Origin of the sequence: Pseudoalteromonas sp. M8, assembly GCF_018141365.1 — a bacterium.
Taxonomy (GTDB): Bacteria; Pseudomonadota; Gammaproteobacteria; order Enterobacterales; family Alteromonadaceae; genus Pseudoalteromonas.
Genome location: NZ_CP047240.1, coordinates 1,166,888 through 1,180,473, shown reverse-complemented (window position 1 = coordinate 1,180,473; position 13,586 = coordinate 1,166,888). Strand labels below are relative to the sequence as shown.

Here is a 13,586-nt window from a genome sequence, read left to right as displayed (position 1 = left end):
TATTACTATCAACAAATTAGTCTTCGTCGATTGAATTTGCGTAGCCTTCAGCGTCTAGTAGGTTATCTAGCTCAGACTCATCAGACGCTTTAATACGGAACAACCAACCGTCGCCGTAAGCATCGTTGTTTACAGTTTCAGGCGCATCTTCTAGGTCTTCGTTTACCGCAATGATAGTACCGCCGATTGGTGCGTAGATGTCTGATGCTGCTTTTACAGACTCAGCAACTGCACAGTCTTCACCCGCGTCAACTTCATCGTCTACTTCTGGTAATTCAACGAATACCATGTCGCCTAGAAGTTCTTGTGCGTGCTCAGTGATACCTACTGTGTACTCGCCATTGCCTTCAGCGCGAACCCACTCGTGTGAAGTAGCGTACTTTAACTCGCTAGGAATGTTGCTCATTTTTTTGTTCCTTTGGTCGGTTGCGATGTCACCCCGTGAGCGACATCAATGTTATTCTATTTATTACCTATAAAAACTAGATAATTGACTTGCCGTTACGAACGAAGCTTGGCTTAACTACTTTAACATCAACTAGCTTCTTACGCATTTCAACTTGTGCAGTCTCGCCAATTGAACGAGGTACACGCGCAAGCGCTACACTGAAGCCTAAAGTTGGTGAGAATGTACCAGAAGTAATAACACCTTCGCCACCTTCTACGATAACTTTAGAACCACCACGTAATACGCCTTTGCTTTCTAGGACTAAACCTACCAGCTTATCAGTGCTTTGCTCTGCACGCTGTTTAGTGATAGCTGCACGACCGATAAAGTCACGCTCCTCTGGCTCCCATGCAATTGTCCATGCCATGTTCGCTGCAAGTGGAGACACCGTCTCGTCCATGTCTGAGCCGTAAAGGTTCATGCCCGCTTCTAAACGTAGCGTATCACGTGCACCTAGGCCAGCTGGACGCACACCTGCGTCTAATAATTTTTGCCATAAGTCCGCCGCACCATCGTTGTGTACTACGATCTCATAACCCTCTTCACCAGTGTAGCCCGTTGTTGCGATAAATAGGTCGCCAGCTTGCACACCAAAGAATGGCTTCATGCCTTCAACAGCCGCTTGTTGTTGTTCGTCTAGGATAGTTGCTGTTTTTGCTTTTGCGTTTGGACCTTGTACCGCAATCATCGCGTACTCAGGACGCTCAGTAACTGTCACTTCAAAATCTGCTGCTACCGCACCGATATGTGCAAGGTCTTTTTCGCGTGTTGCAGAGTTAACGACTAGGCGATATTGCGTTTCAGTGAAGAAGTAAATGATAAGGTCATCAATTACACCGCCCTGCTCGTTTAGCATGCCTGTGTATAGCGCCTTACCAGCCACAGTAAGCTTAGCTACATCGTTTGCAACAAGCTTTTGTAAAAATGCCTTTGCGTCTACACCTTCGATATCAACAATCGTCATGTGTGAAACGTCAAACATGCCCGCGTCAGTACGCACCGCGTGGTGCTCCTCAATTTGTGAGCCATAATTGATTGGCATTTCCCAACCGTGGAAGTCTACCATTTTCGCGCCAGCTTCTAGGTGCTTCGCGTGTAGTACTGTTTTAGAAGTCATACTTATCCTTCACTTTTTTACTCAGCCGCCATCGATTGGCGCTGAGGGGGTTATTGTTATCGCGCTTACGATAACTGCACGGAATTTATGAAACGAGTTTAAAACCAGCGTCAGTGAGCGTCGTTTGCCACTTATCTAACACAGCAGCTTGCGCAATCAACTGATACTGTTGCTGTTCGTCCACCAGCAAGGTCGTAATAAATACTTCACCGCTTTGCTTGCCATAGCAGGCATTTTTATCTGAGATCCTAAGGCCTGGCGTTAACGTAAAGTCACTGACTAAACGCTCAAACGCAAGCTCACCGCTTATGGTGGCGGCAACTAAATCATGACGGCGAACCAGTTCAATATCAAACTCGTCGGCATGGCTATCAATCAGTGTTGCCAGCTCAGCGGCTGCACTTTCACTTGCAACAAAACGGTAAGCCGTTTCACTAAAATAGTACACGGCGAAATTTTCGCCACTGTCTAGTTTGCCTTGAAAACCTAAGCCAGGTGCCATTAACTTATTCAAGTTAAGTGCAAGAATTTGGCTTAAGAAAGGCGTGGTCTCAAAGCCGCTGAAATCGAGTACAACAACAGCATCAGTTGGCATGTAATGGTTTTGCGCCGGAACACTGCCCTGACGGTGCTTTGCAAAGATAATTGGCGTGACGCTCATGGCACTACCTTAGTGAAATTTCGATGAGCAAAAGTATAAGGATGCGCAAACTCAACAACAAATTGTATTTACTTATCAATTGATAAATAATATTAATGTACTTGGGTTTTATAAATTGCATTTCCTTATATGAAAAACTTATCAATTGATGGATTAAGAACGTTGGTCACTGTGGTTGATGTCGGTGGCTTTGCCAAGGCCGGTGAGTTGCTTGGCTTATCTCAGCCAGCTGTTAGCTTGCAAATCAAACGTTTAGAAGACATGCTAGGTTGCAAGCTGTTTAAAAAGCAGGGCCAAAGACAGGTATTGAATCAATATGGTGAGCTACTTTTGCCCCTAGCCAAACAAATGTTGCAGCAGAACGATGCAATTATTCAACAATTTACCTCTGAGAGTGTGACAGGCCGAGTGCGTTTGGGCATTCCCAGCGAATTTGCAGCGAGGATCTTACCCTCGATTATTGGCGATTTCGTTTCTTTATATCCTGATGTGGCGCTGGAAGTTAAATCAAGATTGAGTAAACACTTACTTTCTGTAGTAAGGCAAGACCAGTTTGATTTGGTGCTAGCGCTCAATGAAGAGCTTAGCTCATCCAAGTACCCGGTGTTTATGCAAGACCAACTGGTCTGGGTTGGCGATTTATCGCTTGCGCAGCATTCGGTTGTCACTTTAGTCACCGCGCCGGAGGGCTGTATTTATCGCCGCCGCGCTATCGAGGCGTTGCAACAAGCTGGATTACAATACCGTATCGTATATAGCAACGCCGACTTAACTGGCCTTACCGCCGCTTTAAAAGAAGGACTCGGGATCACTGTGCTAGCCAAAAGCACCGTGCCAGCAGAGCTGCCTTATCAGACCCAAACCCAAATATTACCCGAACTCGGCCAAATCGGTATCAGCCTTGTCAAAAACACCCAAGAATCCGCCCACGCCGTAGATAAACTCGCAGAGTTTATTGCATTGAGGTTAGGTTAAAATATCGCGGGGTAAGCCCGCTCCTACCAACAACACAAAACCCTTGTGGGAGCCGCTTTATGCGGCGAGATTGTTGCAATGATCGCGGGGTGAACCCGCTCCTACCAGCAATATAAAATCTCTGTGGGAGCCGCTTTACGCGGCGAGATTGTTGAAATGATCGCGGGTAAGCCCGCTCCTACCAACAACACAAAACCTCTGTGGGAGCCGCTTTATGCGGCGATCTTGTCCTATATTTACGTGAACACTTATCAATGAACTCAAGGAGAGAGTCATGCCACATAGCTGCCGTTTAAGGAAAGGCCGAGTTTCATCAGCCGGTCAATATTATGCAATCACTATTTGCTGTAAAAACAAAACAGCTGTTTTTAATAACCTCGCAGTCAATCAAGTTGTTATTCATGAAATTTATCACCTTGAGCAGGATAACTTTATCAAATTAATTGCCTACACACTGATGCCAGATCATTTACATCTCCTGTTTCAACTAATGGATGTGTGTTCTTTGTCTGATGCCATTCGGTCTTTAAAAGGAAGAACGGCAACTAAGCTAAGAACAATGAACATTCGACAGCTATGGCAAAAGGATTTTTATGACACCTGTATTTTGCATAACACTATGTTAAAAAACCAAGCAAGATACATAGTTGCAAACCCGCTTCGGGCAGGGTTGGTAAAACAGATTGGTGATTATCCTTATTGGAATTGTATTTATTTAAGCAATGGGATTGGGGATTTATAAAGTTGGTGATACCTGTTTTAGGAAAAGATCGCGGGGTGAACCCGCTCCTACCAGCAACACAAAATCTCTGTGGGAGCCGCTTTACGCGGCGAGATTGTTGAAATGATCGCGATGTAAAATCGCTCCCACCAGCAGCATAAAATCTCTGTGGGAGCCGCTTTACGCGGCGAGATTGTTGAAATGATCGCGATGTAAAATCGCTCCCACCAGCAGCATAAAACCTCTGTGGGAGACACTTTACGCGGCGATCTTTTTATTTACCGCCTATCGCTTCTTTGGCGAACAGGTGTTTGATTGGGCCGAGGTTGTCGACCAAGCTCAGGCCCACACCACGTACTAGCTTTTTAAGCGGGTGACTGCCTTCAAACAGCTCTTTAAGTCCTTGCATCATGGCAATATGCTTTTGAGCATCTGCTTTTCTGCTGCGCTCATATTGGCGCAGTATCCGTGTGCTGGCAAATTGCTCTTGCGGTGCTGATAACAAGGTGATCAAATAGGCAGCGTCTTTTAGCCCTAAATTCATGCCAAGACCTGCAAGCGGGTGAATGGTATGTGCCGCGTCGCCCATTAAAACGATCCGCCCTTGCACCCATTGTTTTGCATAACGCATGGTCAATGGAAAAACATGTCTTTCGCTAATCAATTCACACACACCGCACTGCATATCAATTGCAGCACTCAACGCTTTATTAAACGCCTCGACCGGCATGGCTTGTAGCTGCTTTGCTTTATCCGGTGCGGTAGACCATACAATTGAATGAGTATGTGGATCATCAAGCGGCAAAAAGGCCAGCGGCCCATCAGGAAGGAACACTTGTCTTGCTGTTGCATCATGTGGCGCTGCGGTTTTTATCGTTGCAACCAGCGCATGGTGATCATAATCCCAATACGTGATTGGCATATTAAACTGCTGGCGAATAGCCGAACGTGCGCCATCAGCTGCCACCACTAGTTTCGCCATCACAGGTTCACCAGTCGCTAAGGTTAACAGCACATCGGTGTCTGTTTGGTGCAAGCTTTGGTATTTTGTGTTCCACATCAGCTTGGCCGATTGCTGTGCTTCAAGTGCTGTTAACAAGGCATAGCGAATGGCGTCGTTTTCAATGATGTGACCAAGCTCAGGTAAGTCTAACGAGACATTATCAAAGGCGATTTTACCAAAGCTGTCTTTATCGCGTACATCCATACGAGTATATGCCGCGGCGCGCTGCGCTTTAATATCAGGCCACACGCCCAAGCGCTCAAATAAAGCCTGACTTGCAGCGCTTATCGCGCTCACGCGTGCGCTGTATTCTTGTGCCAATGGTGTTGGCTTTTCACCACTGTCTAGCACTAATACCGAGATATTTTGCTGCGCAAGCCCTAGCGCCAGCGTTAAACCAACACATCCACCACCAACAATACAAACTTGAACTTGTTGCATGCCAACTCCTTTATCCTTTATATCCCATCAATTGCTTGGCCAGCGGCGCCCTTGCTGTTTTGGACAGCGCCATGGTGAGTAGACCTAAACTACGGCCTAAGGCTAAGGTTCTTGATGAGTTTGAAAATAGTCGAACGAGCGCATCGGTTAATGTCATCACCGTATTAATATCTTGCGCTCGCGCCAGTTGATAAGCACGCGTAAATTGAAAACTTCCCCACTCATCAAGCACGTTCGCCTGACATTGTGAGGTTAGGACTTGAATATCTCGTAGACCTAAATTAAAGCCCTGTCCTGCAATGGGATGAATGGCATGCGCCGCATTGCCAATCACCACCACCCGATGATGAGTGAGTTGCTCTACTCGCCCAAGCACTAGCGGGTAGCTTGCTCTCATACCCACTTGCACAAAGCGCCCAGCGCGATAACCAAAGGCTTGCTGCAATGCAGCTAAAAACTCGTGTGCTGTCATCGCTTCAAACTCGCTAAGGTGTTCATTTGGCATACACCACACCAGCGAATAACGATTATCACTCATTGGCAGAAGTGCCATTGGTCCATGCTCAGTAAAGCGTTCAAATGCCTGACCACCATGAGTTGAGTCAATCTGCACATTGGCAATCAACGCGCCTTGCTCATAGCCTATGCTATCAAAGCCGATATTGAGTTTAGTTCGCGTAGGAGAATTCGCGCCGTCAGCAACAACCAATAATCGACTTTGTAATTGCTCACCATTATCGAGGACCAGTTCAACCTGTTCAGGTTGTTGATGTATATGCGCCACTTGGTTTGGGCAAAACAGTGCAATATCAAGATTGCTCAGCTGCTCGTGTAAAAATCTGCCATAGGGATTGACTTCAACTACATAGCCCAACGCTTTTTGGTTGTAGTCTTCAGGGTTTATCCACGCTTTACCGAAGTGACCTCTGTCTGAAACATTCACTTGTGTGATTGGCTCAACGTACTGCCACTCGGGATTAAATAGATTTAGCTCGCCCAAAAATGCGACCGATTGCGCAGCAAGCGCAATACTACGGTCGTCAAAACTTGGATGCTGCTTACCTTTGGGCGCAAAGGCTTCAATAACCGCAATCTTTGCCTGCGGAGAGACTTTTTTTATGGCGATGGCGGCGCTGGCTCCTGCCATACCACCACCAACCACGACGACATCAAACTGTTGCACGCAAAGTGTCCACTAGTTATTCATTAATGCTTCTATTTCTGCGATGGTTTTTGGCACCAGTACGGTTAAGTTTTCATAGCCTGACTCAGTGACCAACAAATCATCTTCGATACGAATGCCAATTCCTTTATACTCATCAGGAACTTGCGCATCTTCGTCAAAATACAGACCCGGCTCAATGGTAAGTACCATGCCAGGTTCAAATGGACGATCTGCTTCATCTAACTTGTATTCACCGACATCGTGAACATCAAGACCTAGCCAATGACCTAAACCATGCATGTAAAAAGCTTTGCATGCCTGTGCTTCTACGAGTTCATTAACGTCGCCCGCAAGAATGCCTAAATCTACTAGCCCTTGAGTCAATACGGTCATCGCAATTTGATTGGCTTTGACTAATGTACCACCCGGTTTTACTTCACCAAAGGCGGCATTTTGCGCGGCCAATACCAACTCATAAATCTTGCGCTGCGCATCAGTAAACTGGCCGTTTACTGGGAAAGTACGAGTTATATCAGCCGCATAGCCTTCAAGCTCACAACCCGAATCAATCAGTACTAAGTCGCCGTCCAGTAGCGCATCACAGTTGTCGGTGTAGTGTAAAATCGTCGCATTGATGCCGCTGCCAACAATGGTGCCATAGGCTGGGTGACGCGCCCCATTCATTGCGTAATGATGATGAATTTCGGCTTCAAGCTGGTATTCCGTTGCGCCCGGCTTGGCAAACTGCATGGCGCGTTTGTGCGCCTCAGCACTGATCCTGCCCGCTTCGCGCATGATGGCGATTTCAGCAGCCGACTTAAATAAGCGCATTTCATGGACGAGTGGACGAATATCTTTGATGATCTCAGGTGCGCGATAGCCCTTTTTCGGTGCACCACGCAATGTGCTTAGTAGCTGCCAAACCTTATCATCAAAGGCGCTATATGTGCCTTGTCCGTAGAATAATACCTTGCGACCATTCACAAGATTTAATAGCTCGTCGTCTAAGTCACTCAGCGCAAAGGTTTGGTCAAGTTCAAGTTGCGATTTAGCTTGCTCATAGCCCATACGGCGACCATGCCAAATCTCAGCAACCTTATCTTTATTACGACAAAACAGCGTAGACTGCGCATTGCCGTCTCTGTCTTTCGTAAGCACCAAAACCGCATCCGGCTCTTTAAATCCAGTCAGGTAAAAAAAGTCGCTATCTTGGCGAAATGGAAATTCAGTGTCGCGGCTACGGGTTAACTCTACGGCCGCAGGAATAATCGCTACGGCGTTGTTATCTAATGCCGCAATAAGACGCGCACGACGTGCTACAAACTCGCTGTTTTTTATCATATTAATGTATCGTCTTTGATGTGCTAACGGACTGGGGTTCTTTACCCATCTCGGCAAAGCATAGCAGTGTAGAAACACGCACATATTCTACCACTTCGAGCAGTGCTTCTTTATCGTCATTGCTGTCTTCAAAACCAGTATCAAGCTTAGTTATTTCGCTAAAATCGTTAATCACTTCTTTAACATCAGCAGATAACTTACCGTAATCTTTTTGCTTTAAACCAAAGCCAAGTAAAAAGCCTGATACCCAAGCAATCAGTGCGTTAGCTTGGTCATGTAATGACTCATCTTCTGGCGGCAAATACAGTTCAAACTGAAACTCGCCGTCGTTGAAGTGCTCGGCAACTTGCTTATATAAATCGATGCAAAATTCTCTAATTGGCGCTGAAAATTTTTGACCGTCGTTAAATACGTCACTCAATAGCCCTAAATACTCTGAATCTTCGATATTCAGACCACAGGCCAATAGCCCAGAAATGGTGCCGTGAACTTCGGCGGGGGCAATAAATAATTCGTGTTTTTCTAATAGCAATTGAGCTTGCTGGTAGTCTTTGAATTCGCTCATAAATACATTCCCAAGCAATTGATACTCCAATGCTACCACCGCAGCCTTTGCAACTCCAACGAATTGTATGATCAACCTCAAGGCTGCTTTAGATTTCACCAATTTGGTAAAACTAATATTGCGAATGAGTGGGCTTATGAGAGATGAAGGGATTTAGGAGCAAGCCCAAAATCCCTTTAACCATGCTGGATTAGCTTTACTTACCGCTCGCGTTGATCTCGATAAGTTCCGACAGTGTTTCTGGATTTTGCGCCATAGCCATAGATAATTGCTGCCCCAGAGCCATCATACTTTGACTTTGTGGTATCGAAACAGATATAGAAAGTGACTCCATTCCATTGGCAAAGTCATTCACAGCCGTTTGAATTTCAGCAGGTAGCATCATCATTTGTAGTTGCTGGGCAACAATCGCCTGAAAGTCAGCCTTGCTCATACCCTGCTGAGCAATTTCAGACTCAAGTAACTGAGGTAAGCTGCCTGCATTGTCAATATTAACAGCCAGCGATTTTAATTCGAGCGATTGCATTGCCGCCATCATTTGCGACTGCACTTGAAGCTCTTGTTCAAGGTTTGGTGTATCACTTTGAATTTTTGATGCCGCTAATGAAGCATCCATAAGGGCCTTACTGTTTCCAAACGCAGCATTAAAAGAGCTCTTTGCAATGCCTTCTGCAGAAGATGCGAATGTAAACTCGCTGGCGCCAGATGCTTCATCATAAGCGAGACTTGTATTCAAATGGTACGTTGCATTCACCAGCTCCGGCGACATCCCTTGGGTAAACTCTTCAGCTTCTTTTGCTAATTTTAAACCGACTAGGTCAAGCTCGGTATAGGGGCTGATTTTGTCTTGCTCGTAACCCACAACATTTAACTTCTCAATGGTAAATATGGGAATATTTTCATCGACTTGTGAAATTGTTAGGTCGGTAATTTCTACACCACGGGTAAACAAATCAACAGAGCTGTTTGCAAAACTCACCGTAAGGCCACTGTCTTGTTCGAAGTTTTCTATTTGCTTGGTGATTTCTTGCTTCACTTGCTCATTTACATAATAGTTGGCGCCAACATACCCTGCGCCCGCTAGTACCACAACGGCAACTGCTAATGTGGACTTATTCATATTTCACTCCATTATTTAAAAAAGTGCCTCAAGCGCTTCGCTAAGGCTAGAGACGGCAACAATTTCCATCCCTTCAATATTTTCTTTTGGTTTATTTGCTTTTGGTACAATTGCTCTTGTAAATCCATGCTTAGATGCTTCACGCAATCGCTCTTGCCCACTTGGCACCGGGCGGATCTCACCTCCTAACCCCACCTCACCAAATACCACCAGCTGCCTGTCTAAGGTTTGGTTTTTAAAGCTTGAAACCAGTGCGGCTATCAAGGCTAAATCAGCACTGGTTTCGGTCACTTTGACACCGCCTACGACGTTTACAAACACATCTTGATCCGACACCTGCAAACCACCGTGACGATGCAGTACCGCAAGTAGCATGGCTAGGCGATTTTGTTCCAAACCAACAGTGACGCGACGCGGGTTGGCGAGCTGTGAATAGTCGACTAGCGCTTGAACTTCCACAAGGAGTGGCCGCGTGCCTTCCCAAATAACCATAACTAATGAGCCTGGTGTTTGCGCTTCACCACGATTTAAGAAAATGGCCGAAGGATTGTTTACTTCCTTTAGACCTTGGCTTGTCATCGCAAACACACCCAACTCGTTTACAGCACCAAAACGGTTTTTATTGCCACGCAATGTTCTAAAGCGGCTGTCGGCACTGCCTTCCAGTAAAATAGAGCAGTCAATACAATGCTCCAGCACCTTAGGGCCGGCAAGTGTGCCGTCTTTAGTTACGTGTCCCACCATGATAATGGCGACCTGATTGGTTTTGGCAAAACGCGTCAAATAGGCCGCGCTTTCACGTACTTGAGAAACCGACCCCGGTGCAGATTGAATATCACTCATATGCATTACTTGAATCGAATCGATGACCATAATGCTTGGTTTTTCACGAAGTGCGAGCTGGCAAATCGTCTCAACATTGGTTTCTGCGAGTGTTTTTAACTTATTTGTAGGCAGCCCCAATCGTGTCGCACGCATGGCAACTTGTTGCAGCGACTCTTCACCGGTGACATACAAAGTGTTCATGGTTTCGGCAAGGCGACACATGGTTTGCAGCAGCACCGTACTCTTACCAGCGCCGGGGCTACCACCGATTAATATTGCACTTCCCGGTACAACTCCACCACCAAGGACACGGTCAAACTCTTTAAAGCCAGTTGAAAATCGCGGTAACTGCTCTAGGTTAACTTCATCTAAGGTTTGTACTTTAGCTTCAACAAGGCCGGCATAGCCTGACGTTGAACCGCCTTGAGGGACCGATTTTGCTGACGGAACGCGAAACTCCGTTACGGTATTCCATGCCTTACACTCCGAGCATTGGCCTTGCCAACGCGCGAATTCGGCACCACAATCGCTACATACAAATGCTGTTTTCTTTTTTGCCATAAATTACAGGTATATATCTTGCTTAAACACAATAATAGGTTAAGAATAAACTAATAAAGCGCCAATGTTGACATAATATTGGCGGTGACCCAACTGGTCACATAAAATGAGCGCGTGTAAAACTGTTTATGCCTGAAGATAGATTACAAAAATATCAAAGCTTAATTGAGGATTTAAAACTGGATCTTGGCGATCCGGCTTTTGATCGCATATTTAAGCAACGTACTGCGGACCTGTCCAAGCCGGACCAATTTCTATTAAAAATGGAAATGTCGCGGCTATCTCAGCCCGTGGCACGATTTATTGACCTCAGAGGACAAGTCGCAGGTCAAGTTAAGCCTTATGAATATGAAGGCAAACAGCATTTTATGGATGACTTGGCCATTGAGGTATTCGAGCGAGAAGTCGCTAAACACGGGGGTTATACCCTTGCAGTTTACGAATCCGTAATGAGTACCGACAATAATTATAAGGTCATGCAAAAGCAGGCCCAAGCACGCGAAGAAGAGGTAGAAAAGGACGCGGTCAATCATAACTACACTAAACTCGTTCGTTTCGCGTCATACGAAAGTCGCTCTGAAGAGCGCATGAATTACTCCATTAAGATCACAGTGGAACTGGCAAAAAATCGTCCTAAGGTTTCCGCTACTACCTCCGATATTTCCCTCAGCGGCGCTAAAATAAAATTACCAACCAATCAGCAAGTAGATCCCGGACAAATCATTTCGATCCGCTTGGTGGGTCTCGAGCAAGACTTTGAACTTGGCTTGAAAGAAGGTATTCAGTATGAAGTTGTCGCCGTAGAACCGGGTACGATTGAATATAATCAAGTTCGCTTAAAACGTACATTTATCGAGAAAAACCAAGGGTTTGATGACTTTTTAAATAGCTTTATTCACGGTAATAAGCGCCGTTATAAAATAAATCTCGACAACACTCTGGACGCCGTTGTTTGTAAGGGCTATGAGCAATACTATCTACCACGGGTCTGCTCTTTGTTTGTTTTCATCAGTGAGAAACAAAAACAACTTTATCCAAGCATGGTGCTTACCAACGAAAATAACGCTTACATCAATTACTACTTTGAAGACGAAAGAAAGCAATCAAGCCTATATTCCGTCTTCAACCAAAAACGAATGCAGCGACTGCTAACGCTTTGTGGCGCGGTAAAAGAAGCGGTATGCCATGTGTTTACTCACTCTAGTCAAGGTAAAATGTACTTTTACTCAGCCTTTGACTTTGAGCTGGAAGAAATGCAGCAGCTAAACGATCTGTTTTTTGCCTTTGGCAGCCAAAAAGACAGCTGGCGCACGTTTAAAGTTCAGTTGATGCCAAGTCACCATGAAGACGCCTTTATCCCACTTTCGCTTCCTGCAAGTGCAGGTAAAAATGTCGAAAAGCTAAATAAACGCCCCACGCCAAGGGTGCAAGGCTTTATCCAAGACGTAAAATATCTCATGTTACTGACAGATATCGGAAACCCGTCTATCACTGAGCGATTCCAACGTCTGAGTTATGAACAAAGCTTAGTTAATCAATTAAAGAAGTTCGGTCACGGCAAATCAGCCACACCTCCTCCACTTGAGGTGGTTGCGTTAGAATACGTTAACTTACGTGCACACAGACGCTATCTTTATAAAACCAATGTCGTCGTTCATATTGATGGTCAAGGCACTTTCAACTGCGTTACCCGTGATTTTTCTGTCATGGGTTTACAAATAGAGTGCGGCCAAGAAATGCCGCTTAATAAAGGTGACTCGATACATTTGGACTTAGTTGATTTACAAAAATTGACAAAGCAGCATAATTTAACGAATTTGCGCTATGAAGTGATGATGGTCAATAAAACTAAAACTATCATTAACTTGAAAGTGCAGAAAATAGGTCAACTCGACCATTCTGCCATGGGGTTCTTTAAAGCCCTTATTGAGAGTAATAAAGACAAGCTAGTTGCTTGTGATGAAGCACCAAAGGTACCGGGACTATCACTTGCACTGCGTAACATGGTGACTAAATCCGTTTGTCAGTTTCCACTTTATTTACACAAAGAGACCTCACATAATGCGGTGGGAGCAATTGGACAGGGGCTTTACCCGACATCCCTTCACCACTTATTGCATTCGTTTAGTGATAATGACGATAACACTTTGGACGCCAAGGCGATTTTCCCCGAGCGTTTCGTCGAAGAAAAGCTAACAGAAATTCTAAAGGCGAAATCGCGACAAGATAAACCGCTTAAATACTTGGTGTTTATTAAGTTCAATCCAAGCCAAACCAATCAACATGAGGCGGTTGGTGCGCAAGTTATCGCTCATGATGAGTCTATTGACAGTTTGTACTTGTATGCTAAAAAAGCACTGCGCAATGACCTACTCTTTGTCTATCAGCTTTATGTATCAAAAACCGGCCGCCCAGATATGGATTACCTTGCGAATGAGCTGCGCTATGTAAGCCACTATGCAATCCACAAAGCAAAAGACCTAGAAGAAGCGCTTTGGTCAGTAACTGGGGTGTGTGATTTGATAGACGTTACGGATTATGTGATTCGGAATATGGGCTTTGATGCGCCGCTTGTTACCAAAATGGAAGAGCAGAAAAAACGCTGGTTAGAGACCAACTTTAAACACTGATTTCAAATGCTCC

General features: G+C 45.3%; 12 protein-coding genes. 3 read left to right on the top strand and 9 right to left on the bottom strand.

What is annotated here, in order from left to right:
* Positions 1 to 16 precede the first annotated feature (16 nt).
* The 3 genes from gcvH to GSF13_RS10115 all read right to left on the bottom strand — a co-directional run bounded on the left by gcvH (position 17) and on the right by GSF13_RS10115 (position 2,226).
* Positions 17 to 406 (bottom strand): glycine cleavage system protein GcvH, encoded by a 390-nt coding sequence (gcvH, locus tag GSF13_RS10125; protein WP_095727220.1) that lies wholly within the window; start codon positions 404 to 406, stop codon positions 17 to 19.
* Positions 407 to 482: 76 nt separating this feature from the next.
* Complete coding sequence (gene gcvT / locus GSF13_RS10120; protein WP_174170824.1) at positions 483 to 1,565, bottom strand: glycine cleavage system aminomethyltransferase GcvT; 1,083 nt, start codon at positions 1,563 to 1,565, stop codon at positions 483 to 485.
* Positions 1,566 to 1,650: 85 nt separating this feature from the next.
* Positions 1,651 to 2,226, bottom strand: coding sequence for a hypothetical protein (locus GSF13_RS10115; protein ID WP_174170825.1), 576 nt, complete (start codon positions 2,224 to 2,226; stop codon positions 1,651 to 1,653).
* Between the two features lie 129 nt (positions 2,227 to 2,355).
* Between GSF13_RS10115 and GSF13_RS10110 the strand changes: the two genes are divergently transcribed.
* Both GSF13_RS10110 and GSF13_RS10105 read left to right on the top strand, forming a co-directional pair.
* Positions 2,356 to 3,201 (top strand): LysR family transcriptional regulator, encoded by an 846-nt coding sequence (locus GSF13_RS10110; RefSeq protein ID WP_010370532.1) that lies wholly within the window; start codon positions 2,356 to 2,358, stop codon positions 3,199 to 3,201.
* A gap of 274 nt (positions 3,202 to 3,475) precedes the next feature.
* Positions 3,476 to 3,943 (top strand): transposase, encoded by a 468-nt coding sequence (locus GSF13_RS10105; protein ID WP_174170826.1) that lies wholly within the window; start codon positions 3,476 to 3,478, stop codon positions 3,941 to 3,943.
* 253 nt (positions 3,944 to 4,196) lie between these two features.
* Here the strand turns inward: GSF13_RS10105 and GSF13_RS10100 are convergent, their stop codons facing one another.
* The 6 genes from GSF13_RS10100 to radA all read right to left on the bottom strand — a co-directional run bounded on the left by GSF13_RS10100 (position 4,197) and on the right by radA (position 10,943).
* The gene (locus GSF13_RS10100; RefSeq protein ID WP_211868099.1) at positions 4,197 to 5,366 is read right to left on the bottom strand and encodes an FAD-dependent monooxygenase; all 1,170 of its coding nucleotides are present in this window, start codon (positions 5,364 to 5,366) and stop codon (positions 4,197 to 4,199) included.
* 10 nt (positions 5,367 to 5,376) lie between these two features.
* Positions 5,377 to 6,549 (bottom strand): 2-octaprenyl-6-methoxyphenyl hydroxylase, encoded by a 1,173-nt coding sequence (gene ubiH / locus GSF13_RS10095; protein WP_174170828.1) that lies wholly within the window; start codon positions 6,547 to 6,549, stop codon positions 5,377 to 5,379.
* 12 nt (positions 6,550 to 6,561) lie between these two features.
* Positions 6,562 to 7,872 (bottom strand): Xaa-Pro aminopeptidase, encoded by a 1,311-nt coding sequence (pepP, locus tag GSF13_RS10090; protein ID WP_211868091.1) that lies wholly within the window; start codon positions 7,870 to 7,872, stop codon positions 6,562 to 6,564.
* Position 7,873: 1 nt separating this feature from the next.
* Positions 7,874 to 8,437 carry a UPF0149 family protein gene (locus tag GSF13_RS10085; RefSeq protein WP_026000986.1) on the bottom strand — a complete coding sequence of 188 codons (564 nt, stop codon included), beginning with the start codon at positions 8,435 to 8,437 and terminating at the stop codon, positions 7,874 to 7,876.
* A gap of 196 nt (positions 8,438 to 8,633) precedes the next feature.
* A complete protein-coding gene (locus tag GSF13_RS10080) occupies positions 8,634 to 9,557 on the bottom strand; it encodes a DUF945 family protein (RefSeq protein WP_010607334.1) in 924 nt (307 codons plus the stop codon).
* 15 nt (positions 9,558 to 9,572) lie between these two features.
* Entirely contained in the window at positions 9,573 to 10,943 is a 1,371-nt protein-coding gene (gene radA / locus GSF13_RS10075; RefSeq protein ID WP_010370516.1) for a DNA repair protein RadA, read from the bottom strand.
* A gap of 128 nt (positions 10,944 to 11,071) precedes the next feature.
* Between radA and GSF13_RS10070 the strand changes: the two genes are divergently transcribed.
* Positions 11,072 to 13,573 (top strand): PilZ domain-containing protein, encoded by a 2,502-nt coding sequence (locus tag GSF13_RS10070; RefSeq protein ID WP_211868089.1) that lies wholly within the window; start codon positions 11,072 to 11,074, stop codon positions 13,571 to 13,573.
* Positions 13,574 to 13,586: the final 13 nt, after the last annotated feature.

Bases quoted from the DNA above. Each gene is read 5' to 3' on its own strand.
- pepP (WP_211868091.1), bottom strand. From the start codon at position 7,872: ATGATAAAAAACAGCGAGTTTGTAGCACGTCGTGCGCGTCTTATTGCG.
- GSF13_RS10110 (WP_010370532.1), top strand. From the start codon at position 2,356: ATGAAAAACTTATCAATTGATGGATTAAGAACGTTGGTCACTGTGGTT.
- gcvT (WP_174170824.1), bottom strand. From the start codon at position 1,565: ATGACTTCTAAAACAGTACTACACGCGAAGCACCTAGAAGCTGGCGCG.
- GSF13_RS10070 (WP_211868089.1), top strand. From the start codon at position 11,072: ATGCCTGAAGATAGATTACAAAAATATCAAAGCTTAATTGAGGATTTA.
- GSF13_RS10105 (WP_174170826.1), top strand. From the start codon at position 3,476: ATGCCACATAGCTGCCGTTTAAGGAAAGGCCGAGTTTCATCAGCCGGT.
- radA (WP_010370516.1), bottom strand. From the start codon at position 10,943: ATGGCAAAAAAGAAAACAGCATTTGTATGTAGCGATTGTGGTGCCGAA.
- gcvH (WP_095727220.1), bottom strand. From the start codon at position 406: ATGAGCAACATTCCTAGCGAGTTAAAGTACGCTACTTCACACGAGTGG.
- GSF13_RS10115 (WP_174170825.1), bottom strand. From the start codon at position 2,226: ATGAGCGTCACGCCAATTATCTTTGCAAAGCACCGTCAGGGCAGTGTT.
- GSF13_RS10100 (WP_211868099.1), bottom strand. From the start codon at position 5,366: ATGCAACAAGTTCAAGTTTGTATTGTTGGTGGTGGATGTGTTGGTTTA.
- GSF13_RS10085 (WP_026000986.1), bottom strand. From the start codon at position 8,437: ATGAGCGAATTCAAAGACTACCAGCAAGCTCAATTGCTATTAGAAAAA.
- GSF13_RS10080 (WP_010607334.1), bottom strand. From the start codon at position 9,557: ATGAATAAGTCCACATTAGCAGTTGCCGTTGTGGTACTAGCGGGCGCA.